Raw genomic sequence first — 21430 nt, forward strand, 5'->3', positions numbered from 1 at the left:
GGCCGGGCCCGGCACGTGCCGTGGCCCGAACCGCCCGCCTGCGCCTCAGTAGGTGCGAATGAGCCCCACCATGCGGCCCTGGATGCGCACCTGGTCGGCCGGGTAGACCCGGGTCTCGTAGGCCGGGTTCGCCGCTTCCAGCGCCACCATGCCGCCCTTGCGGCGCAGGAACTTCAGCGTGGCTTCCTGTTCCTGCACGAGGGCCACCACGATGTCGCCGCTCGAGGCCTCGTCCTGCCGGCGGACGACGACGATGTCGCCGTCATGTATTCCGGCGTCGATCATCGAATCGCCCTTGACCTCCAGCGCGTAATGCTCGTGCCCGCGGCTGAGCATGCTGCCCGGCACGCCGATGTGCTGGCTGGGCTGCTGGATGGCCTCGATGGGCACGCCGGCGGCGATGCGCCCCATCAGCGGAACCGAGGTGCCGCTGGGGGCCGCGTCGAACGCGCCCTCGGGCCCTTCGGCGGCGGGGCTCTCCTTCTGCGCGGCGGGGGCCGGCGCCTTCTTACCGCTGCCGCCCCGCTCGGGGAAGTTCTCCGGCATGCGCAGGATCTCGATGGCCCGGGCGCGGTGGGCGAGGCGGCGGATGAAGCCGCGTTCCTCCAGCGCCGATATCAGCCGGTGAATGCCGGATTTCGACCTCAGGTCCAGCGCGTCCTTCATCTCGTCGAACGAAGGCGAAACTCCGTCGCGCTGCACGCGCTCGTGGATGAACACCAGCAGGTCGTATTGTTTCCTGGTCAGCATGCTCGCTCTCGGCTCCTCCATGATCGTGCCATGCAGGTGTTCTACAAAAGTTCGCGTTTTGTGTCAATGCTTCCCGGAAAGCCCTGCAAATCAGAGCGGAATGTATTCCATCCGTTCCCCCGCGTCACGCGGGCCGTCATGCGGCGGGCGCACCATCAGGGCCCCGGCCTCGGCGAGCACGCTCAGCAGCGAACTGTCCTGCCGGCTGGCGGGGATGAGCCGGCCGTTCTCGAGGCGTGCGCGCATGTAATGCTCGCGCGGGCCGTTGGCGGAGATGGCGATGCCGAGCGGTGCGCTGAGGCGCGGCAGCGGCCCGGCGGGCAGGCCCAGCATCCGGTCCACCGCCGGGCGCAGGAACACGTGGCCGCAGACCATGGAGGACACCGGGTTTCCCGGCAGCCCCACCATCACCATGCCGCGCAACCGCCCGGCCATGAGCGGTTTTCCCGGCCGCATGGCGATCTTGTAGAAGGCGAGGTCGAGCCCTTCCTCGCGGAACACCTGCTGCACGAGGTCATGGTCGCCCACCGAGGCGCCGCCCAGCGTCACGAGCATGTCGCAGCCCGCAGCGAGGTCGAGGGCTGCGCGCAGCGCCTCCGCCCGGTCGCGCGCCACGGGGAGCAGCCGCGCCTCGGCACCCTGGGCCTCCAGCAGCGCCTTCAGGCCGAAGTTGTTCGACGAGACGATCTGGTCCGGCCCCGGCTCCTCGCCGGGCCAGACCAGCTCGTCGCCCGTGGGCAGCAGGCCGATCACCGGGCGGCGCGCCACCGGCACGCGGGCGACGTTCATCGCCGCGAGCAGCGAGAGCAGGGCCGGGGTGATGCGCATCGGCGCGGGGACCTCGGTTCCGGTGGCGAAATCGCCGCCGGCGGGGCGGATGTAGCGCTCGGTGTCGCGGCCCTCGCGCACGGTGATCGTGTCGCCCTCGCGCGTCGCGTCCTCCTGGATGAGGATGCTGTCGGCCCCCTCGGGCACCGGGGCGCCGGTGAAGATGCGCACCGCCTCGCCGGGGCCGAGGGCGCCGGCAAAGCGCCGGCCGGCGGCGGATTCGCCGATCACCCGCAGCGCCATGCCGGGCTGCGCCTCGGCCTCGCGAACCGCGTAGCCGTCCATCGCCGAGGAGGCGAAGGGCGGCTGGGTGCGGCGGGCGCGCACCGGCTCGGCGAGCACGCGGCCGGCGGCATCCTCGAGCGCCACGGTCTCGGTGCCGAGCGGGCCGACGAGCTCGAGAACCCGGCCGATCGCCTCTTCGGTGCTGATCATCACTTCGCCTCGTAACGCCCGGATTTACCGCCATCTTTCAGCACGAGGCGGATGTCGGTCACCTGCATCGCCTTGTCCACCGCCTTCACCATGTCATAGACCGTGAGGGCGGCCACGCTGACCGCGGTGAGGGCTTCCATCTCGACCCCGGTCTGGCCGGTGGTCTTCACCGTCGCCTCGATCTCCACCCGGTCGGCGCCCAGCGAGAGCTCGAGCGAGACCTTGGAGAGCGCCAGCGGGTGGCACAGCGGGATCAGGTCATGCGTCTTCTTCGCGCCCATGATGCCGGCGAGGCGGGCGACGGCGAGCACGTCGCCCTTCTTCGCCCGGCCCTCGGCGATCATCGCGAGGGTTTCGGGCGCCATGGTGACCGCGCCGCGGGCCACGGCGACGCGCGCGGTGACCTCCTTGGCGGAGACGTCGACCATATGGGCCGCGCCCTTGTCGTCGAAATGGGTGAAGCTCATGCGGGCACCGGGTTCTGCAGCAGGGTTCGGGTGGCGGCGGCGACATCGGCCTCGCGCATCAGGCTCTCGCCGATGAGGAAGGAGCGGCTGCCGCAGGCGGCGAGGCGCGCGAGATCGGCGGGGGTAAAGAGCCCGCTCTCGCCCACGATCATCCGCTCCGCCGGCACCAGCGGCGCGAGGCGCTCGGTGGTGGCGAGGTCGGTGGTGAAGGTGCGCAGGTCGCGGTTGTTCACGCCCAGGAGCTGCGATTTCAGGCGCAGGGCGCGCTCCAGCTCGGCCTCGTCATGCACCTCGATGAGCGCGTCCATGCCCCAGTGGGTCGCGGCATCCTCCAGCTCGGCGGCGAGGCTGTCGGAGACGCTCGCCATGATGATCAGGATGCAGTCGGCGCCGATGGCGCGGGCCTCGGTCACCTGCCAGGGGTCGTAGAGGAAGTCCTTGCGGATCACCGGCAGGGCGCTGGCCGCGCGGGCGGCCACGAGGAAGGCCTCCTCGCCCTGGAAGCTCGGCGCGTCGGTGAGCACCGAGAGGCAGGTGGCGCCGCCCGCCTCGTAGGCGCGGGCGATGGCCGGCGGGTCGAAATCCGGGCGGATGAGCCCGCGCGAGGGGCTGGCCTTCTTGATCTCGGCGATGAGCCCGTAGCGGCCCGCGGCCTCGGCGGCGGCGAGAGCGGCGTAAAAGCCGCGCGGGGCGGAGGCGGCGCGGGCCTCCTCCTCGAGGGCGCTCAGCGGCCGCGCGGCCTTGCGCGCGGCGATCTCTTCGAGCTTGTAGGCGCGGATGCGCTCCAGGATGTCTGACATCAGCTTGGCCTTCCGGTCACCTCGGCGAGGGCGCGCACCTTTGCGAGTGCCGCGCCGCTGTCGATGCTTTCGGTTGCGATTTCAACGCCTTCCCGGAGGGAGCTCGCACGCTGCGCGATGAGGAGAGCGGCAGCGGAATTGAGCAGGACGGCGTCGCGATAGGCGGATTTCGCGCCCTCCAGCAGGGCGCGGAAGGCGGCGGCATTCTCGGCCGGCTCGCCGCCGAGAATGGCCTCGAAGGCATGCTGCGGCAGCCCGGCCTCCTCGGGATGGATCTCGAACTCGCGCACCGCGCCATCCTCCAGCGCCGCCACCGCGGTGGGGCCGGCGATGGAGATCTCGTCGGTGCCGTCGGAGCCATGCACCAGCCAGGCGCGTTCGGAGCCCAGCGCCAGCAGCGTCTCGGCCATCGGGCGGATCACCTCGGCGTTGAAGGCGCCGGTGAGCTGGCGCTTCACGCCGGCGGGGTTGGTGAGCGGCCCGAGGATGTTGAAGATCGTGCGGGTGCCGAGCTCGGAGCGCGCCGGCATCACATGGCGCGTGGCCGGGTGGTGCATCGGCGCCATCATGAAGGCGATGCCGCAGGTTTTCAGCGCTTTCTCAACCACTTCCGGGCCGACCATCACGTTTACGCCCATGCCGGAGAGCGCGTCGGCAGAGCCGGATTTGGAGGAGAGGTTGCGGTTGCCGTGCTTGGCCACGGTGACGCCCGCGCCCGCCACCACGAAGGCGGTGGCGGTGGAGATGTTGAGCGTGCCCTTGCCGTCGCCCCCGGTTCCGACGATGTCCATCGCGCCTTCCGGCGCGCGCACCTTCGCGCATTTCGCGATCATCACCGCGGCTGCGGCGGCGTATTCGTCGACCGTCTCGCCGCGCACGCGCAGCGCCATGAGCAGCCCGCCCACCTGCGACGGCGTGGCCTGACCCTCCATGATCAGCGTGAAGGCCGCCTCCGCCTCGGTGCGCGTGAGGGCGCGCTCCGCGGCATGGGCGATGAAGGGTTTCATGGCGTCGGACATCAGGCGGCCTCGGTCAGGTTCAGGAAGGTGCGCAGCATCGCGTGGCCATGCTCGGAGGCGATCGACTCGGGGTGGAACTGCACGCCGTGGATCGGCAGTTCGCGGTGGCTCAGCCCCATGATGGTGCCGTCCTCGAGCTCGGCCGTCACCTCCAGACAGTCGGGCAGGCTCTCGCGCTCCACCACCAGGCTGTGGTAGCGCGTGGCGCGGAAGGGCGAGGGCAGGCCGGCGAACACGCCGCGCCCGGCGTGGCGGATCTCGGCGGTCTTGCCGTGCACGATCTCGTGACAGCGCACCACCCGGCCGCCGAAGGCCTGGCCGATGGTCTGGTGGCCCAGGCACACGCCGATGAGCGGGATGCGGGCCGCCGCCGCCGCCTCGGTGAGCGAGAGGCAGATGCCGGCCTGGTCGGGGTCGCAGGGGCCGGGGGAGAGCAGGATCGTCTCCGGCTTCAGGGCGAGGGCGGCCTGCACATCGATCTCGTCATTGCGCTTCACGAGGCTTGAGACCCCGAGCTCGCCCAAATAATGTACGAGATTGTAGGTGAAGCTGTCGTAGTTATCGATGAGCAGCAGCATGGCAGTCCGTTTCCTCGCCTGGGCGGGCGGCAGACGTGCTGGCGCGACCCGGTTCGGGCGTATACATGCTCGGGTGACTGTCCGAGGTCAAGCGCTGCAGCGGCGACGGCGCCGGGAAGGTGAGGCGAAATGAGCAGGCAAGACGGCCGGGGCAACGGATTCGGACGCGGGCTGGCAACGGGAACGGTGCTGAGCCTGGTGCTGGCCGGTGCGCTGGCGGTGCTGGGCCCGCCGCCCCCGGCGGAGGATGCGGCGGGGGACGGCACAGCCGAACGCGGGCCGGCTCCCGCGCCGGAAGCCTCGCAGGCCGGGGCGGCGGGGTCTGAGGCTGTATCACCCGCGCCGGAGACGCAGCAGGCACCGCCCTCGCCGGCGACCCAGGCCGGATCCGACGCCGCGCCGCCGCAGGTGGCCGCGGCGCCTGCCGGGCCCGCACCGGCGCCGGCCGAGGAAGCACCGCCCGAGGCCGCGGCCCCGGCCGACAGCCTCAATGCCCGCGCACCCGCGCCCGAGCTTCCCGGCGCGGATGCCGGCGCACAGGCGCCCGTGGCCCCTGGTGGCATGGACCGGGCGTCCGCTGCCGCGCCTTCGGGCGCGCAGCATGCCGCCGCCCCGGGCACGCCGGCCTGGCAGGCCTACGCCGCCGAGGCAGACGCCGCCGCCCCGGATGATGCGCCCGTGCTCTCGATCCTGCTCGAGGTGCTGCCCCAGGGCGGGGTGGCGCTGGAGGACCTGGCCGGCATGGGCCTGCCGGTGAGCTTCGTGCTGCCCTCCGACCTGCCCGGGCTCGCGGAGCGCGCGGCGCTGCTGCGCGGGATGGGTTACGAGCTGTTCCTGCGCCCGGCCGGCGGCAGCGCGAGCGACGGCACCGATGTCGCCGTGGCCCGGCTGGAGACCGCGCTTTCGCGGGCGCCCGAGGCGGTGGGCGTGATGTTGCCCGCGGGACAGGCCAGCGCCTTGCGCGGCCCTGTCGCGCGCCGCGGCCTCGCGCTGGTGGTGCTTGGTCCGGAGCGCGGGTCCGAGCCCGCCCAGGGGCCGGAGCTGGAGGTGGCGCGGATGCTCGACGCCGCCAAGGCCGGCGGGACGCAGGAAACCGGCGCCGTGCTCGAAGACGCGGCCCGGGAGCTCTCGGCCGCCACGGCGCGGAAGGGTGTCGTGCTGCTGGGACACACCTGGCCCGACACCGCGCGGGAGATCCTCTCCTGGGCGCTGGCGGGCAACGAGGGGCGGGTGGCGCTGGCCCCGGCCACGGCGCAGCTCCCGCGCTGAGCCAGCGCGCGAAACCGGGCCGGATTGCGCGGCAGGAGCGAGGGACCACAGGGGAGCGGAGCCACGGAGCTGCACCGCAGGAGCGAGGCCCCGCGACCGTGCGGCGGGCGCGCGGGGCCGCGCCATCGCGCCGGGAACTCTCCGGGAAAGAGCGGGCCCGCGGCGAGGGCGGGCCCGGGGCGCTCAGCGGTTGCCGCGGCCGGTGAAGCGCACGGCTTCCTCGGCGGCGCGCATCAGGGCGCGCGCCTTGTTCACGGTTTCCTGGTACTCGGCCGCCGGATCGCTGTCATGCACCACGCCGCCGCCGGACTGCACGTAGAGCGTGCCGTCCTTCACCACGCCGGTGCGCAGGGCGATGCACACGTCCATCTCGCCCGCGGCGGAGAAATAGCCCACGCCGCCGCCGTAGACGCCGCGCTTCTCCTTCTCCAGCTCGTCGATGATCTGCATCGCCCGCACCTTGGGCGCTCCGGAGACCGTGCCCGCCGGCAGGCCGGAGAGCAGGGCGGCGAGGGCGTCGGTATCGCTCCGCAGCCGGCCGCGCACGTTGGAGACGATGTGCATCACGTGGCTGTAGCGCTCGATGATGAACTGCTCGTCGGGGTTCACCGTGCCGATCTCGGCCACGCGGCCCACGTCGTTGCGCCCGAGGTCGAGCAGCATCAGGTGCTCGGCGCGCTCCTTGGGGTCGGCGAGCAGCTCGGCCTCGAGGGCGGCGTCCGCCTCGGGCGTGGCGCCGCGGGGGCGGGTGCCGGCGATGGGGCGGATGGTCACCTCGCCGTCGCGCACCCGCACCAGGATCTCCGGGCTGGCGCCCACCACCTGGAAGCCGCCGAAGTCGAAGTAGAACATGTAGGGCGAGGGGTTGGTGCGGCGCAGCGCGCGGTAGAGCGCGAAGGGCGGCATCGGGAAGGGCACCGACCAGCGCTGGCTCGGCACCACCTGGAAGATGTCGCCGGCGCGGATGTACTCCTTCGCCTTCGCCACGATCTCGTGGTACTCGGCCTCCGAGGTGTTGGAGACCGGGGCGAGATCGAAGGTCTCGGCCGACCAGTCGCGCCGCTCGGCGGCGGGCGAGCGGTCGAGATCGGCCACCACGTCCTGCAGGCGCTCGGCGGCGCGGGCATAGGCGGCGCGGGGCGAGAGCCCGTCCGCGGCCCAGACCGGGGCGACGATGGTCACCTCGTCCTTCACCCCGTCGATGATGGCGATGATGGTGGGGCGCAGCATGATCGCGTCGGGCAGGCCGAGCGGGTCGGGGTTCACGTCGGGCAGGTGCTCGACATGGCGCACCATGTCGTAGCCGAGATAGCCGAAGATGCCGGCGGCCATCGGCGGCAGGCCCTCGGGCAGGTCGATCCGGCTCTCCTCCATCACCGCGCGCAGCGAGGCGAGGGGGGCGCGGGTGTCGGGCTCGAAGGCGTCCGCGTCGTAGCGCGCCTGGCGGTTCACCTCGGCCTGCGCGCCCGCGCAGCGCCACACCAGGTCGGGTTTCATGCCGATGATGGAGTAGCGGCCGCGGATCTCGCCGCCGGTGACGGATTCGAGGATGAACGTGTCCTTGCGCCCTGCCGCGAGCTTGAGCATGAGCGAGACCGGCGTGTCGAGATCGGCCGGCAGCACGGTCCACAGCACCTGGTTCTCGCCCGCCGCGTGCCGGGGCTCGAAGGCGGGGTATCCGGGAAACAGCTCCATGGTCAGCGCATCTGGCTCAGCACGGTGTCGACGGCGTTCATGTCGACCCGCAGCCCGTCCTCGGCGTTCTCGAGCGCGTAGACATAGGCCTGCATCACGTCCTCGGTCATCGACTGGTCGATCTGCGTCTGGGCCTGGGTCATCATCGCCTGGGCCTGAGGGGCGCCGGGGTCGAAGCTCGTCACGTTGCGCAGCTGCAGCACGTAGGAGCCGGTGTCGTCATCGGCCACCGCGACCCCGTTCGGATCGAGGGTGAAGACGGCGCTCACCGCCTCGGCCGGGAGGTTCTCCACCTGCTGGCTGCGCGTGACCGGGCCCGCGTCGCCCGGGGTGATGCCCAGCGAGATCGCGGCCCGGCTGAAGGCCTCGCCGCCGGAGATGCGGTCGGCCAGCGCCTGTGCGGCGGCGTGGGCGGACTGGCGCTTCTGCTCGGCCGTCCAGTCGGCCAGCACGCGGTCGCGCACCTCGTCGAGCGGCTGCACCGCCTCGGGGCGGATGCTGTCCACGCGCAGCACGAAGTAGCGCTTGTCGGCGGTCTGGGTGAGGTCGGATTCGACCTTCTCCTGCGCGCCGAGCGCGGTCTGGCGGAAGTTGGTGTCGGTCGCAAGGCCGGTGCCGGAACCGTCGGCCGGCACCTCGAGGGTGGCGAGCTCGAAGGGCGTCTCCTGCGCGATCTCCTCCACCGTGGCGCCGCCGGCGACGAGATCCTCCACCTCGGTGGCGATCCCGGTGGCCCGCTCCACGGCATCGCGCGTGGCGAGCGCCTCGTGGATCTCGGCGCGGGCGTCCTCGAAGCTGGTGTGCTGCGGGGCGAGGATGGCGGAGATCTCGAACAGGGCGGGGCCGAGATCGGTCTCGACCGGGCCGACCACGCCGGGCGCATCGGTGCCGAACACCGGGCCGCGGGCGCTGGCGGCAAGCTGGGTCTCCGCGCGCTCGCCGAGGTCGATGTCCGAGGGCTCCAGCCCGCGCTCGGCGGCAAGGGCGGTGAGGGTGGTCTCGCCCGCGTCGATGGCGGCCTTCGCGGCCTCGGCATCGGCCTGGCTCGCGAAGGCGAGGCGGCTGAGGCTGCGGCGCTCGGGGATGTCGTACTGGGCGGCGCGGCGCTCGTACTCGGCGCGCAGGGCGTCCTCCGGCACGTCGACATCGGCGGTGAGCTTCGCGGGGTCGAGCAGCGCGTAGGTCACTTCCCGGGTCTCGGGCAGGGTGTAGTCGGCGGAATGCTCGTCGTGCCAGGCCTGCAGGGTGGCGTCATCGGGGGCGTCCGGCGCCTCGCCGAAGCGGTTTGCCGGCAGCTTCACCCAGGTGAAGCCGCGCTGCTCGTTGCGCCAGGCGAAGATGGTCTGCAGCAGGCCCTGCGGCGCGGTGATGCCCGAGGCGACGGCGGCGGCGAGGATGTTCTGCTTCACCTCCGAGCCCACGTCCTCGCGCAGGTCCGCCTCGTCCATCCGCGACTGCTGCAGCACGAGCCGGGCCTGCTGGGCGTTGAACGTGCCGTCCGGGCCCTGGAACTCGGGGATCATCGAGATGCGCTTCTGCACGGTGGCCATGTCGGCGCCGATGCCGAGGCGCTCGGCCTCCGCGTCGAGTGCCGCACGGCGGGCGAGCTCGGCCAGCACCGCGCGGTCGATGCCGAACTGGCGCGCCTCGGCGATGGTGATCTGCCGGCCCGCGCGCTGCGACAGCCGCTGAAGCTGGGCGTTCATCGCGTTGGCATATTGCTCGCGGGTGATCTTCTGGTCACCGATGCTGCCGATCTCGTTGGAGATCCCGCCGCGCAGCATGTCCGAGATGCCGAAGCCGGCGAGCCCGAAGATCAGGAGCACGAGGATGATCCAGACCAGGATGTTCGTCGCCTTGAAGCGCATGGAGCCGAGCATGTCTTTCCCTTCACCGTTTCGCGGCTGCTTTTAGGGCCGCGTCCCGGCCCTGTCCAGTTACGCTTTGTTCAGCTTGCCGGCGCGGGCGTGCGCGCCGCGGTGAAGGCCGCCAGCCGGCGGATCATCTCGCCCAGGCCCGCCACGTCGGCATTGGCGAAGGCGATGCGGAACTGCCGCTCGCCGCCCGCACCCTCGGGGGTGAACATGGTGCCGGGCAGCAGCAGCAGAGACTGCTCCTCCACCAGCGCCTCGGCCAGCGCGAGGGAGCTTTCGGGAAACGGGTGCTCGGCATAGGCGAAATAGGCACCGCAGCCGAGCAGCTTCCAGCCGGGCAGGGCGGCGAAGCCTTCCTCCACCGCGGCGCGGCGGGCCAGGATCTCGCGCCGCTCGCCGGCCACCCAGTCCTTCAGCGTGCGCAGCCCGTGCAGGGCGGCCATCTGGCCGAGCTGGGCGGGGCAGATGGTCATCGAGTCGAGGAATTTCTCCACCTGCGCGAGGCGCTCCGGGCTCGCCACCATCGCCCCCACCCGGTGCCCGGTGAGGCGGAACACCTTGGAGAAGGAGTAGAGGTGCACCAGGTTCTCGCGCCAGCGCGGGTCGGTGAAGAGGGCGTGGGGGGCGCCGGAGGCGGAGTGGAAGTCGCGGTAGGTCTCGTCCACCACCAGGGTGATGCCGGCCTCCTGCGCGAGCTTCAGGAACGCCGCGAGCACGCCCGCGGGATATTCCGCCCCCGTGGGGTTGTTGGGGGTGACGAGCACGATGGCCTTCACCTTTGCCGAGATCAGCGCGCGGGCCATCTGCGGGTCGGGCACCATGTCGGGGCCGCAGGGCAGGGGCACGGCCTCGATGCCGGCGGTGTCGAGCCACATCTTGTGATTGAAATACCACGGCGTGGGCAGCATCACCGCCTCGCCGGGCGCGGCGATGGTGGAGATGGCCGCGCAGAAGGCCTCGTTGCAGCCCGAGGTGATGCAGACGTCCTGTGCCGCGATGCTGCCGCCATAGGCCGCCGACCATTGCGTGGCGATCTCGGCGCGCAGCTCCGGCAGTCCCAGCACCGGGCCGTAGAGATGCGCCTGCGGGTCTTCGAGGGCCGCGCGGGCGATCTCCTCGCGCAGGGCCAGCGGCGGGCGCTCCACCGGGGCGGCCTGGCTGAGGTTCAGCAGGGGGCGTTCCGCGGGAAAGCTGCGCCCCGCGATCCAGCGCCGCGCCTCCATCACCGGGGGCGGGAAGGTGGCGTCGATGGTGCGCGAGAACGGGGCGGTGGGCATGGTCACTCCTGCGTGTTTTTCCGCACCCTACGCGCCGTCACGGCGAATGCAACGAGGATCGGGCTCCGCGGGGCCACGCCCCCCGTTGACCGCGCCGCGCCGCCGCGCTACGGCCTTGGCGCATGAACAGGCCACCGCTCCTCACCCTCGCCGACATCTCGCTCACCTTCGGGGGCAACCCGCTCTTCGAGGGGGTGCAGCTTTCCGTGCAGCCGGGCGACCGTGTCGCCCTCGTGGGCCGCAACGGCTCCGGAAAGTCCACGCTGCTGAAAATCATGGCCGGGCTGGTGGAGGCCGACCGCGGCACCCGCTTCGTGCAGCCCGGCGCGCTGGTCGACTACATGGCCCAGGACCCCGACCTCTCGGGCTGGGAGACGCTGGGCGATTACGCCGCCTCCGGCGTGCCCGAGGCCGAGCGCTACCGCGCCGACATCGTGATGGAGGGGCTGAAGCTCAACCCCGCCACCCGGCCCGAGGCCGCCTCGGGCGGTGAGCGGCGCCGGGCGGCACTGGCGCGCATCGTCGCGGCCGAGCCCGAGCTGATGCTGCTCGACGAGCCCACCAACCATCTCGACATCGAGGCGATCGGCTGGCTCGAGGAGCACCTCGCCCAGACCCGTGCGGCCTTCGTGCTCATCTCCCATGACCGCGCCTTCCTGCGCCGCCTCACCTGCGCCACGCTCTGGGTGGACCGCGGCGAGGTGCGCCGGCAGGAGCGCGGCTTCGAGGGCTTCGAGGAATGGCGCGACAAGACCTTCGAGGAGGAGGAGCAGAGCCGCCACAAGCTCGACCGCCTGATCAAGGCCGAGGCCCGCTGGGCGGTGGAGGGCATCTCCGCCCGCCGCAAGCGCAACATGGGCCGGGTGCGCCGCCTGCAGGGCCTGCGCGAGGAGCGGCGCAACCAGATCGCCCGCACCGGCGTGGCACGCATGGAGATCGACAGCGGGCCGAAATCCGGCAAGCTGGTGGTCGAGGCCACGGATGTCGCGAAGGCCTTCGGCGAGCGCAGCATCATCCGCGATTTCTCCATCCGGGTGATGCGCGGCGAGCGCGTGGCGCTGGTGGGGCCGAACGGCGTGGGCAAGACCACGCTGCTCAACATCCTCACCGGCCAGGTGGCGCCCGACAGCGGCACCATCCGCATCGGGACCAACCTCTCCGCGGCACTGTTCGACCAGAACCGCGCCCAGCTCGCGCCCGAGAAGAGCCTCTGGGCCAGCCTCACGGAGGATCCCGAGCTCGGCGTCTCCGGCCGCTCGGACCAGGTGATGGTGCGCGGCACGCCGCGCCACGTGGTGGGCTACCTGAAGGAATTCCTGTTCGACGAGCGCCAGGCCCGCGGCCCGGTCTCCGCCCTGTCGGGCGGCGAGAAGGCCCGGCTGCTGCTGGCGCGCATCATGGCGCGGGCCTCCAACCTGCTCATCCTCGACGAGCCGACCAACGATCTCGACGTCGAGACCCTCGACCTGCTGCAGGAGATCCTCGACGATTACGACGGCACCGTGCTGCTGGTGAGCCACGACCGCGACTTCCTCGACCTCGTGGCCACCACCACCATCGCGATGGAGGGCGACGGCCGCGCCACGGTCTATGCCGGCGGCTGGACCGACTACCGCTCCCAGCGCGCCGAGGGGCTGGCCGACGCGCCCGCCGCCGCGGCTGCCGCAGCGAAGCCGAAGGCCGCGGCGCCCGAGCCCGCGGCGGCGCCGAAGCCGCAGGACCGGCTGAGCTACAAGCAGTCGTTGCGGCTCGAGGCCCTGCCGGCGGAAATGGAGCGGGTGACCGCCGAGATCGCCCGGCTGGAGCAGTTCCTCGCCGACCCCGAGCTGTTCACCACCGCGCCCGCGAAGTTTCAGAAGGCCACGGACGGGCTGGTGGAGCGGCAGGAGCGGCTGGCGGCCATGGAAGAGGAATGGCTCGAGCTCGAGGCGCTGCGCGAGGAACTGGAGGGCTGAGCCTCAGCGCTGGTCCTCGCCCTTCGAAAGCCCCATGGCGCGGAACAGGGTGCGCAGCGAGCGGGTGATCGCCTCGCCGTCGCCGGCCGCGACCTTCTTTGCCACCATGTAGCCCGAGAGCAGCGGCTTTTCCTCGCGGCACACCACTGCGTGCACGGCATAGCCGGTCTCCTCCGCCGGCCGCGCGTCGAGCGGGCCCTCGGCCGTGCAGGCGCCGCGCAGGGCGGAGGCGCCGGCGCTGCCATTGAACACCAGCACCAGCCGGAACGCCTGGTGGGGGCCCGCCTGCCCGGGGCCGACGAGCGGCATGCGGATGCCGCTCGCCATGCTCTCGGGCAGCGCGATCAGTCCCGCCACCTCGCCCTCGCTCATGCCGGCGAAGGGCGTGTTGTGGATCTCGAGCGCCACGCCGCCGGCCCGGAAGATGCTCGGGTCGTAGCCCGCCTCCCGGGTGATGTGGGTGACGACCGTGCCGTCGGGGTCGTCACAGCCGGCGAGGAGCAGGGCGCAGGCGAGGAGGGCGCGTCTCAATAGCGGCGCCGCACGCCGTCACCATCGTCGGGCGAGTCGTTCGGCGGGGTGAGCAGCGTGTACATCAGCTGGTCGATCTGCGGCTGCAGCGGCTTGTCCGGCGTCATGCGCAGCGAGGCGCGGCTGACCTGCACCGGGCCGTTGCACAGCGACATGGCGAGCACGTCGGGGTTTCCGCCGGGGGCGGCTTCCTCGCAGAGCGCGGTGTTCTGATCACGCCCGAAGGACACCACGAAGCGCCATTCGCGGGGCCCGGGGTTTGCCGGGGCGAAGGTCGTGGCCTGCATGCTCGGCGGGGCGCGCATGATCTGGGTGAACTGGACATCCGTGAGCCCGCGCGGCGGCGTGCCGTGCATCTCCACCGGCTGGGTGCCGCCGAGCGGAACCATGCCGGCAGCAGCGAAGCTGGGGCGGTAATCGGTGTTGTAGACGAGGCTCTGCCCCGAGCAGGCCGCAAGGCCGAGAGCAGCAAACGTGGCCGCGAGATAGGCTTTCATGTTCATCTCCACCTTCTGTGGGGGGTGCGGAGCGGCAGGATGGCCACCCGCTGGCCGGGGGCACCCGGTCCGGACATTGAGTGACTTAATATATATCCGGAGGTTCGCGGAAGCCCCTCATTTTCTCGCGCCGGTTGTGCACCGGTGCCGCGGTGCCCGCACGCAAGCGCGCCCCCGGGGGATGGCCGGGGGCGCGGGGCTTGCGTGGCGGGCCCGTGGGGCATGCCCTGCGGGCAGGTGGCGTGGGCGGTTGCCCGCCGCGCGCCGCCTGCCGGCGGGGAGGGTGCCTCAGTGGCGGGGGTTGGCCATCTCGGTCTGGTCGGGGGTGAGCAGGGCCTGCATCAGCGTGTCGACCTGGGGCTGCAGCGACTCCTCGGGGCTCACGCGCAGCGAGGCGCGGCTCACGGTCACCGGGCCGTTGCACACCGCCACCGAGACGAGATCGGCCGCACCGCCGTCCACCTCGCCGCCGCAGTAGTTTTCCGGGGCCTGGCCGCCGAAGCCGACGACGAAGCGGAAGGCCTCCGGCCCGGGCTTCGCCGGCGCGAACCGGGTGGGCTGGTAGCTCGCCGGGGCCGACATCATCGCGGCGAACTGCGCGTCGGTCATGCCCTCGGGCGGGGTGCCGTGCATCTCCACCGCCTGGGTGCCGCCGAGCGGCAGGCTGCCCGAGCTGGCAAAGGCGCTGGCGAAGTCCTTGTTGAACACTTCGCCCACCGGCAGGGAGAGGGTTTCCGCGCTGGCAACGGAGGCGCCGGCGAGCAGCGCGGCGACGGCGAGGGAGGCGAGGATGTTGCGTTTCATGTCTTCACTCCATGGTTAAGTCCATGCAGTGGGATATGGCCCGGCCACCGGCCAACTACTTGTACGCGTTTCCGTATTTTGGCCATGGCATGCCGCGCCGGCGCGGGCCGGCGCGGCCGTGTCAGACGTCTACAACTTCCGCGAAACGGGCGTTCTCGGAAATGTACTGGAAGCGCATCTCGGGCTTCTTGCCCATCAGCCGCTCCACGAGATCGCCGGTCTCGCCCGGCTCGTCCTCGTCGATGGTCACCCGGATGAGCTGGCGCTTCTCCGGGTTCATCGTGGTCTCCTTGAGGTCCTTCGCGTCCATCTCGCCGAGGCCCTTGAAGCGCGAGATGTCGATCTTGCCGCGCCCGCCGAGGCCCTTTGCCATCAGCGCGTCCTTCTCCACGTCGTCGCGCGCATAGACCGACTTGCCGCCCTGGGTGATGCGGTAGAGCGGCGGGCAGGCGAGGTAGAGATGGCCGTGGTCGATGAGCGGGCGCATCTGGGTGAAGAAGAAGGTCATCAGCAGCGAGGCGATATGTGCGCCATCGACATCGGCATCGGTCATGATGATGACCTTGTCGTAGCGCAGGTCGTCGATGCGGAACTTCGAGCCGGGGGCCACGCCGAGCGCCTGGCACAGGTCGTTGAGCTCCTGGTTCTGGGTGAGCTTCGAGGAGGCGGCGCCGAGCACGTTGAGGATCTTGCCGCGCAGGGGCAGCAGGGCCTGGGTGCGCCGGTCGCGCGCCATCTTGGCCGAGCCGCCGGCGGAATCGCCCTCCACCAGGAAGAGCTCCGTGCCCTCGCGCGCGGAGGTGGAGCAATCCACCAGCTTGCCGGGCAGGCGCAGCTTCTTGGTGGCGGACTTGCGGGCCGTCTCCTTCTCGGCGCGGCGGGCGAGGCGCTCCTCGGCCTTGAGCACCATGTAGTCGAGAATGGCGCCGGCGGATTTCGGGTCCCCCGCCAGCCAGTTGTCGAAATGGTCGCGCACCGCGAGCTCGACGAGGCGCTGCGCCTCGTTGGTGGCGAGGCGGTCCTTGGTCTGGCCGACGAACTCCGGCTCGCGGATGAAGACCGAGATCATCGCGCAGCCGCCGCCCATCACGTCGTCGCGGGTGATGTTGGCCGCCTTGCGGTTTCCGGTGAGCTCGCCGTAGGCGCGGATGCCCTTGAGGATGGCCGACCAGAAGCCGAACTCATGCGTGCCGCCCTGCGGCGTGGGGATGGTGTTGCAGTAGGAGTTCACGAAGGCGTCGATGGAGGGGGTCCAGTTGATCGCCCATTCCACGTAGCCCGCGGTGTCGGCGCCGAACTTCTCGGCGAACTGCACCCGGCCCGCGAAGGGCTTCTCCGAGTAGGTGGAGGCCTTCGCCAGCCGCTCGCCGAGATAGTCCGCGAGGCCGCCGGGGAAGTGGAAGGTGGCCTCGGCCGGGATCTCGTCCTTCTCCGAGAGCAGGGCGGGCGCGCATTTCCAGCGGATCTCGACGCCGGAGAAGAGATAGGCCTTCGAGCGCACCATGCCGATGAGCCGTCCGGGCTTCAGCCGTGCGGTCTCGCCGAAGATCTGCGCATCGGGGTGGAAGGTGACGGTGGTGCCGCGGCGGTTGGGTGCTGCTCCCACCTTCTCCACCGGGCCCTGCGGCAGGCCGCGCGAGAAGCTCTGGCGGTAGAGCTCGCGGTTGCGTGCCACCTCCACCACCATTGAGTCGGAGAGGGCGTTGACCACCGAGGCGCCCACGCCGTGCAGGCCGCCCGAGGTGGCATAGGCCTTGCCGGAGAACTTGCCGCCGGCGTGCAGGGTGCACAGGATCACCTCGAGGGCGGATTTCTGCGGGAATTTCGGATGCGGGTCGATGGGGATGCCGCGGCCGTTGTCGCGCACGATGCACGAGCCGTCCTCGGTGAGCTCGACCTCGATGCGGTTGGCGTGGCCGGCCACGGCCTCGTCCATCGCGTTGTCGAGCACCTCGGCCACGAGATGGTGCAGCGCACGCTCGTCGGTGCCGCCGATGTACATGCCCGGGCGCTTGCGCACCGGCTCGAGCCCCTCGAGGACCTCGATCGACGAAGCGTCATAGGCGGTCTGTGCCGCGTCGTCCTGGAAAAGGTCTGCGGGCTCGGGGCTGCCTGCCATACTGTCCTCGAATCGTTCTTGCCTTGAGGGCCCATTAGAGCAGAGAGGGCGGAGGAGGTTCAATATCCGGTATGACCGCCCGCCCGGCACCGCATGTGCTTGGTGGCGCGCGCCGCCGCGGCAGTTGACATCGCCCCCCGGCGCGTCGGATGAGAGGGCCCGAGGCAGCAGCACCGCCCCCCGGCAGGCGGGGCCAGCGAGAGCAGGCATGGACCCGGTATCCGAACAATACGAGACCTATCCCTATCCCGAGCGCGACCCGGCGGACGAGACGCGCCGGCTGGTGACAGGCTCGCCCTCCGCACCGCGGGAAATCGACCACTTCCTGTTCCGCGGCGCGCGCGACTGGAGCCAGCCCTTCCGGGTGCTCTGCGCCGGCGGCGGCACGGGCGACGGCACCATCCAGATCGCGCAGCTCCTCGCCGATGCCGGCTGCCCGGCCGAGATCACCTGGCTCGACCCCTCGCGCGCCGCGCGCGGCATCGCGGAGGAGCGGGCGCGCATCCGCGGGCTCGACATCCGCTTCGTCACCGGCCCGCTGGAGGAGGCGCCCGCCCTCGGCCAGTTCGACTACATCGACTGCTGCGGCGTGCTCCACCACCTCGAAACCCCGCAAGCCGGGTTCGACGCGCTGGCGAAGGCGCTCGCACCCGAGGGCGGCATGGGGCTGATGGTCTACGCGCCTTACGGGCGCACCGGGGTGTATGCGCTGCAGAGCGCCTTCGGCCGGCTGCTGGGGGCCGACGCGGCCTCGGAAAAGCCCGCGCTCGCCCGCGAGGTGCTGAAGGCGCTGCCGGAGGCGAATTGGTTCCGCCACAACCGGTTCGTGACCGACCACCAGCAGTCCGACGCCGGGCTCTACGACCTGCTGCTGCACTCGCGCGACGTGCCCTTCACCGTCTCCGCCCTGGGGGCTGCGCTGGAGGAGGCGGGGCTGGGCCTCGTCTCGATGCTCGAGCCCGCGCGCTATGACCCGCTGCGCTACCTGCCCGAGGGCGAGGCCTTCGCCGCGCGGGTGAAGGCGCTGGCCCCGCTCGAGCGCATGGCGCTGGCCGAGGAGTTGGCCGGCGACATCCGCCTGCACGTGGCCTATGCCACCCATGCGGAGCGGGCGGGCGCGGTGAGCGCGAAGGTCACCCCCGACGCGGTGCCGCGCCTCGTCGGCCTGCCGCCGAAGGCGCTGGCCGAGACGGTGGCGAAACGCGGCGGCATCACCATCGACTATGCCGGGGTGAAGCACAGGGTGCGCCTGCCGCCCTCGGCCGCGCGGCTGATCGCGCTGGCTGACGGCCGGCCGCTGGGCGAGATTGCCCGCGCCGCCCGGCTCGACTGGTTCGCCTTTGCGCAGGCCTGGGCGCCGGTGCATGCCGGGCTCACCGGCTTCAACAAGCTCAACTACTCGCGGACCTTCCGATGAGCGCGCGCGCCCGGGCCGGATGGGTGCTCGGAGCGCTGGCGCTGGGAGACGTGGCGGCGCTGTCGCTCGGCTTCCTGGGCCACCTGCACCCGGCCTTCGACTCGCTCTCGGTGTTCCGCATGCAGGGCGGGCTGGCGGCATTGCTGCTGCTCGCCGCCGCGATGATGCTGCGCGCGCGCACGCCCGGGCTGATCGCCGCCGCGGCCTTCGTAATCTCGCTTGCCGGGGTGCTGCCCTATGCGCTCAACGGCGCGGGGGAGGATGCGGGCTCGGCCGCCACCGGGCGGCTGAAGCTGCTGAGCTTCAACCTCAACCTCGCCAACCGCGCGCCGGCCGAGGTGGAGGCCTGGATCGCCGCCGAGAGCCCGGACGTGATCGCCCTGCAGGAGGTCTCGACCGACAATGACCGCGTGCTCGCGAACCTCGAGGCGCGCTACCCGGCGCAGTTCGTCTGCCGCTTCACCGGCTACATCTCCACCGCCGTGCTCACCCGGCTGCCGCTGAAGCAGGGCAGCTTCGGCTGTGCCGAGCAGGAGGGCCTGGCCTGGGCCCGGGTGGAGGGGCCGGACGGGCCGGTGACCATCGCCTCAATCCACCTGCGCTGGCCCTGGCCGTATGCGCAGGAACAGCAGCTCGACGCGCTGGAGCCGCTGCTCGAGGGGCTGGAGCGGCCGGTGCTGATCTCGGGTGATTTCAACGCCCTGCCGTGGTCGGAGGCGGTGGCGCGGGTGGCGCGGGCCAGCGGCACCCGGCGGGTGGGCGGGCTCGGCTTCACGCTTTTCAAGCCGCACTTCCTTCTTCCCTTGCCCATCGACCATGTGCTGGCGCATCCTGATCTCGCGGTCGGGGGAGTGTCGGTCGGTCCGGATCTGGGGTCCGACCACCGCCCGGTGCGCGCCCTGTTCCGCTGAGCGTCCGCCGGGGGTGGCGGCGCTCCCTGTCCGAAGGTCTCCGCAATGGATCCCACGCATCTCGACCGCCTGCCGATTCTGCCCTTCATGGAAGCACGCACCGCCACGGCCCCGGGGGTGCAGCCGCTCGACCCGGCGGAATGGCTGCGGCGCGACGCGGCCTTTGCTCCGCAGATGGCGCTGCGCGACGGGCTGGTGACGGGCGCGCGGCGCGACGAGGTGTACCAGCAGGCGGATTGGGGCCGGCCTGCCTCGGAGGAACTGCTCGCAACCGTGCTCGGCGCCATCGCCGCCGACCCCGGCTATGCCCGCGAGGGCGACGTGGTGACCCGGCCGGACGGGGTGACCATCGACGTTACCGCCGATGCGCCGCTCGCCACGATCGGCCGGCTGGTGCAGGAGGACTTCCTGGTGCTCGAGCGCCGCGAGGGCGAGGAGGAGCACCACCTGGGCGGCGGCATCCTGTGCTTTCCCTCGCGCTGGTCGTTGCAGGAGAAGATGCGGCGCGGGCTGCTCGCCATCCACGGGCCGGTGCCCTTCTACGAGGAGAGCCTGTCGAAGCGGGTGCAGCGGTTCTTCGACGCCATCCGCCCCGGCCGCCCGCTGTGGCGGGCGAACTGGGTGCTGCACACCTACCCGGAGCTGTTCCAGCCGATCTCCAAGGCCAACCGCCAGCGCAACTACGACCAGCCCGACCTCTGGCTGCGCGTCGAGCGCCAGACCCTCAGCCGCCTGCCGCAGAGCGGCGCCGTGATCTTCACCGTGAAGACCGATGTCGCGCATATCTCCAGCGTGACGCCGGAGGAAGGCACGGTGATGCTGGCCGAGTTCCGCAAGCTGCCGGAGAAGGAATTCACCTACAAGGGCGGCGCGCAGATGATCGCGAAACTCGCCGATCTCTTCCCCGAGGAAGCCCGCGTAAACGCGTGATTTCAATTGCATGGCGGGTGTTCTTCATCCGCCGTGCGAAGTGATCAGAAGAAGCCGGCTCCGCTGCGCGCGGCAGGCTCGCCGCTGACGGGCTGCGGCCTGGTGTCCAGCAGCCGCGGGATGTCGAGCGCGCGGATCGGCACGTCGGTGTCGGTGTGCAGCCGGGCGCGGACGTTGCGCGCGCTGCCGCGCAGGGCGGCGCGAAAGGCCTCGACGATCTTCCAGCGCTCCTCGGAGAACATGTCCTCGAGCTGGTCGTGGAAGCGCTCCACCCAGAGCGCGGCGGCCGCGGCCACCTGCGGCGTGGCGTAGGAGGTGCCCGAGGGCTCGCCCGCATCGGCGCGCGGGTCGTCGGCATAGGCGGGCACCGGCGGGTCGGTCTCCGGCAGGTAGCCGGCGCGGTTCAGCCGCTCGGCCCGGGCCCAGATGTCGACTCGGCTCGGCTCGGCGTAGCCCGCGGGCGGGTAATGGTCGTAGAGGCCGCCGCGCCTGTCGAACCCGCCCACGGCGATGGTGCGCGGGTAGCGGGCGGGGTAGATCACCCGGTCGATCACCTGTCCCGCGGCGCAGCACAGGATGACGCCCGCCTCGTAGGCGCGGTCCACCGCGCGGCCGGTGACGCGCGACATGCCCACGCCGCCGCCCGCCAGCCGCACCGCGAGATCGAACGGCCCCAGCCAGCCGGGGTTGCCCATCGAGATGGTGATGACCCGGATGGCCGGGCCGAGGCGCACCGCCTGGTCGATGGCGAGGCCGATCGCCTCCGTCGCCTCGCGCGAGCGCATCATCGGCCCGTCGCCGTTGCGGAACAGCGGGCCGTTCGACACCCGGTAGGGCACCACCTTCGCCCCCGGCGCCACGCCGCGGAAGGCCGGCTCGTGGCCGAGGATGACCGAGAGGGTCTTCACCCCGTGGTCGGGGAACTCGAGATAGCCCGCCAGCGGGTCGGAGCCGGTGCGCAGCGAGGTGAGCGGGCTGGGGTCGTTCTCCGGGTCGTAAAGGTTGGCGCCCTCGTCGATGAGGATGTTGGAGGGGGCGATCTCTCCGGCGAAGCCCAGCGAGGGATGCGGGGCGATGCCGGCATCGACATGCCCGATCATCACCCGCGTGGAGCGCCGGAGGGCGGCCACCGCCTCCGGGTAGGCACCCTGGGGGTCTTCGGGCGCAAGATCGTGGATGTAGTCGATGGGGGCCATGTTTCGCTCTCCGTCCCGAGGGGGGCCTCTGCCGGGCCGCGTCCCGCCTGCAGCATGGCAGACCGGGCCGCCCCGCGC

Annotated in this window: 19 protein-coding genes; 5 read left to right on the plus strand and 14 right to left on the minus strand. The window is 71.6% G+C overall.

The window, feature by feature from the left end; all coding sequences use genetic code 11:
• Positions 1–45: 45 nt before the first annotated feature.
• From lexA to D3P35_RS00320, 6 genes are all read right to left on the minus strand, one after another.
• Positions 46–750 (minus strand): transcriptional repressor LexA, encoded by a 705-nt coding sequence (gene lexA, locus D3P35_RS00295; RefSeq protein WP_118132458.1) that lies wholly within the window; start codon positions 748–750, stop codon positions 46–48.
• A 90-nt stretch (positions 751–840) separates the two neighbouring features.
• Entirely contained in the window at positions 841–2013 is a 1173-nt protein-coding gene (gene glp / locus D3P35_RS00300) for a gephyrin-like molybdotransferase Glp (RefSeq protein WP_118132459.1), read from the minus strand.
• Positions 2013–2480, minus strand: coding sequence for a cyclic pyranopterin monophosphate synthase MoaC (gene moaC / locus D3P35_RS00305; protein ID WP_118132460.1), 468 nt, complete (start codon positions 2478–2480; stop codon positions 2013–2015). The genes glp and moaC overlap by 1 nt, the downstream gene beginning before the upstream one ends.
• On the minus strand, positions 2477–3280 hold the full coding sequence (gene trpC / locus D3P35_RS00310) for an indole-3-glycerol phosphate synthase TrpC (protein ID WP_118132461.1): 804 nt from the start codon (positions 3278–3280) through the stop codon (positions 2477–2479). Before trpC ends, moaC begins: the two co-directional genes overlap by 4 nt.
• Positions 3280–4299, minus strand: a complete 1020-nt coding sequence (gene trpD / locus D3P35_RS00315) for an anthranilate phosphoribosyltransferase (RefSeq protein ID WP_118132462.1) — start codon at positions 4297–4299, stop codon at positions 3280–3282. Before trpD ends, trpC begins: the two co-directional genes overlap by 1 nt.
• Complete coding sequence (locus tag D3P35_RS00320; protein ID WP_118132463.1) at positions 4299–4877, minus strand: aminodeoxychorismate/anthranilate synthase component II; 579 nt, start codon at positions 4875–4877, stop codon at positions 4299–4301. The genes trpD and D3P35_RS00320 overlap by 1 nt, the downstream gene beginning before the upstream one ends.
• Positions 4878–5006: 129 nt before the next feature.
• On the opposite strand from D3P35_RS00320, the gene D3P35_RS26015 reads away from it, so the two are divergent.
• Entirely contained in the window at positions 5007–6146 is a 1140-nt protein-coding gene (locus D3P35_RS26015; protein ID WP_157981991.1) for a hypothetical protein, read from the plus strand.
• A 183-nt stretch (positions 6147–6329) separates the two neighbouring features.
• Here D3P35_RS26015 and trpE read toward each other — a convergent pair whose 3' ends face one another.
• The 3 genes from trpE to D3P35_RS00340 all read right to left on the minus strand — a co-directional run bounded on the left by trpE (position 6330) and on the right by D3P35_RS00340 (position 10992).
• Positions 6330–7841, minus strand: a complete 1512-nt coding sequence (gene trpE, locus D3P35_RS00330) for an anthranilate synthase component I (RefSeq protein WP_118132465.1) — start codon at positions 7839–7841, stop codon at positions 6330–6332.
• 2 nt (positions 7842–7843) lie between these two features.
• Entirely contained in the window at positions 7844–9721 is a 1878-nt protein-coding gene (locus D3P35_RS00335; RefSeq protein ID WP_118132466.1) for a peptidylprolyl isomerase, read from the minus strand.
• Positions 9722–9789: 68 nt separating this feature from the next.
• Positions 9790–10992, minus strand: coding sequence for an aminotransferase (locus D3P35_RS00340; RefSeq protein ID WP_118132467.1), 1203 nt, complete (start codon positions 10990–10992; stop codon positions 9790–9792).
• A 122-nt stretch (positions 10993–11114) separates the two neighbouring features.
• Here D3P35_RS00340 and D3P35_RS00345 point away from each other — a divergent pair, with 122 nt between their 5' ends.
• The gene (locus D3P35_RS00345; RefSeq protein WP_118132468.1) at positions 11115–12947 is read left to right on the plus strand and encodes an ABC-F family ATP-binding cassette domain-containing protein; all 1833 of its coding nucleotides are present in this window, start codon (positions 11115–11117) and stop codon (positions 12945–12947) included.
• 3 nt (positions 12948–12950) lie between these two features.
• Here the strand turns inward: D3P35_RS00345 and D3P35_RS00350 are convergent, their stop codons facing one another.
• From D3P35_RS00350 to parE, 4 genes are all read right to left on the minus strand, one after another.
• Positions 12951–13478, minus strand: a complete 528-nt coding sequence (locus tag D3P35_RS00350; RefSeq protein ID WP_118132469.1) for a hypothetical protein — start codon at positions 13476–13478, stop codon at positions 12951–12953.
• A complete protein-coding gene (locus D3P35_RS00355; protein ID WP_118132470.1) occupies positions 13475–13981 on the minus strand; it encodes a hypothetical protein in 507 nt (168 codons plus the stop codon). Before D3P35_RS00355 ends, D3P35_RS00350 begins: the two co-directional genes overlap by 4 nt.
• 282 nt (positions 13982–14263) lie before the next feature.
• A complete protein-coding gene (locus tag D3P35_RS00360) occupies positions 14264–14779 on the minus strand; it encodes a hypothetical protein (RefSeq protein ID WP_118132471.1) in 516 nt (171 codons plus the stop codon).
• Positions 14780–14900: 121 nt separating this feature from the next.
• On the minus strand, positions 14901–16898 hold the full coding sequence (parE, locus tag D3P35_RS00365) for a DNA topoisomerase IV subunit B (protein WP_118132472.1): 1998 nt from the start codon (positions 16896–16898) through the stop codon (positions 14901–14903).
• A 208-nt stretch (positions 16899–17106) separates the two neighbouring features.
• Here parE and D3P35_RS00370 point away from each other — a divergent pair, with 208 nt between their 5' ends.
• From D3P35_RS00370 to D3P35_RS00380, 3 genes are read left to right on the plus strand one after another with little or no spacing between them, the layout of a single operon-like run.
• A complete protein-coding gene (locus tag D3P35_RS00370) occupies positions 17107–18315 on the plus strand; it encodes a bifunctional 2-polyprenyl-6-hydroxyphenol methylase/3-demethylubiquinol 3-O-methyltransferase UbiG (protein ID WP_118132473.1) in 1209 nt (402 codons plus the stop codon).
• Positions 18312–19226 (plus strand): endonuclease/exonuclease/phosphatase family protein, encoded by a 915-nt coding sequence (locus tag D3P35_RS00375; protein ID WP_118132474.1) that lies wholly within the window; start codon positions 18312–18314, stop codon positions 19224–19226. The genes D3P35_RS00370 and D3P35_RS00375 overlap by 4 nt, the downstream gene beginning before the upstream one ends.
• 45 nt (positions 19227–19271) lie before the next feature.
• Complete coding sequence (locus D3P35_RS00380) at positions 19272–20156, plus strand: DUF3445 domain-containing protein (protein WP_118132475.1); 885 nt, start codon at positions 19272–19274, stop codon at positions 20154–20156.
• A gap of 44 nt (positions 20157–20200) precedes the next feature.
• Here the strand turns inward: D3P35_RS00380 and D3P35_RS00385 are convergent, their stop codons facing one another.
• Positions 20201–21352, minus strand: a complete 1152-nt coding sequence (locus tag D3P35_RS00385; RefSeq protein ID WP_157981992.1) for a S8/S53 family peptidase — start codon at positions 21350–21352, stop codon at positions 20201–20203.
• Positions 21353–21430: the final 78 nt, after the last annotated feature.

The sequence above is a fragment of the Oceanicella sp. SM1341 genome (assembly GCF_003448965.1).
In the GTDB taxonomy this organism is placed as follows: domain Bacteria; phylum Pseudomonadota; class Alphaproteobacteria; order Rhodobacterales; family Rhodobacteraceae; genus Paroceanicella.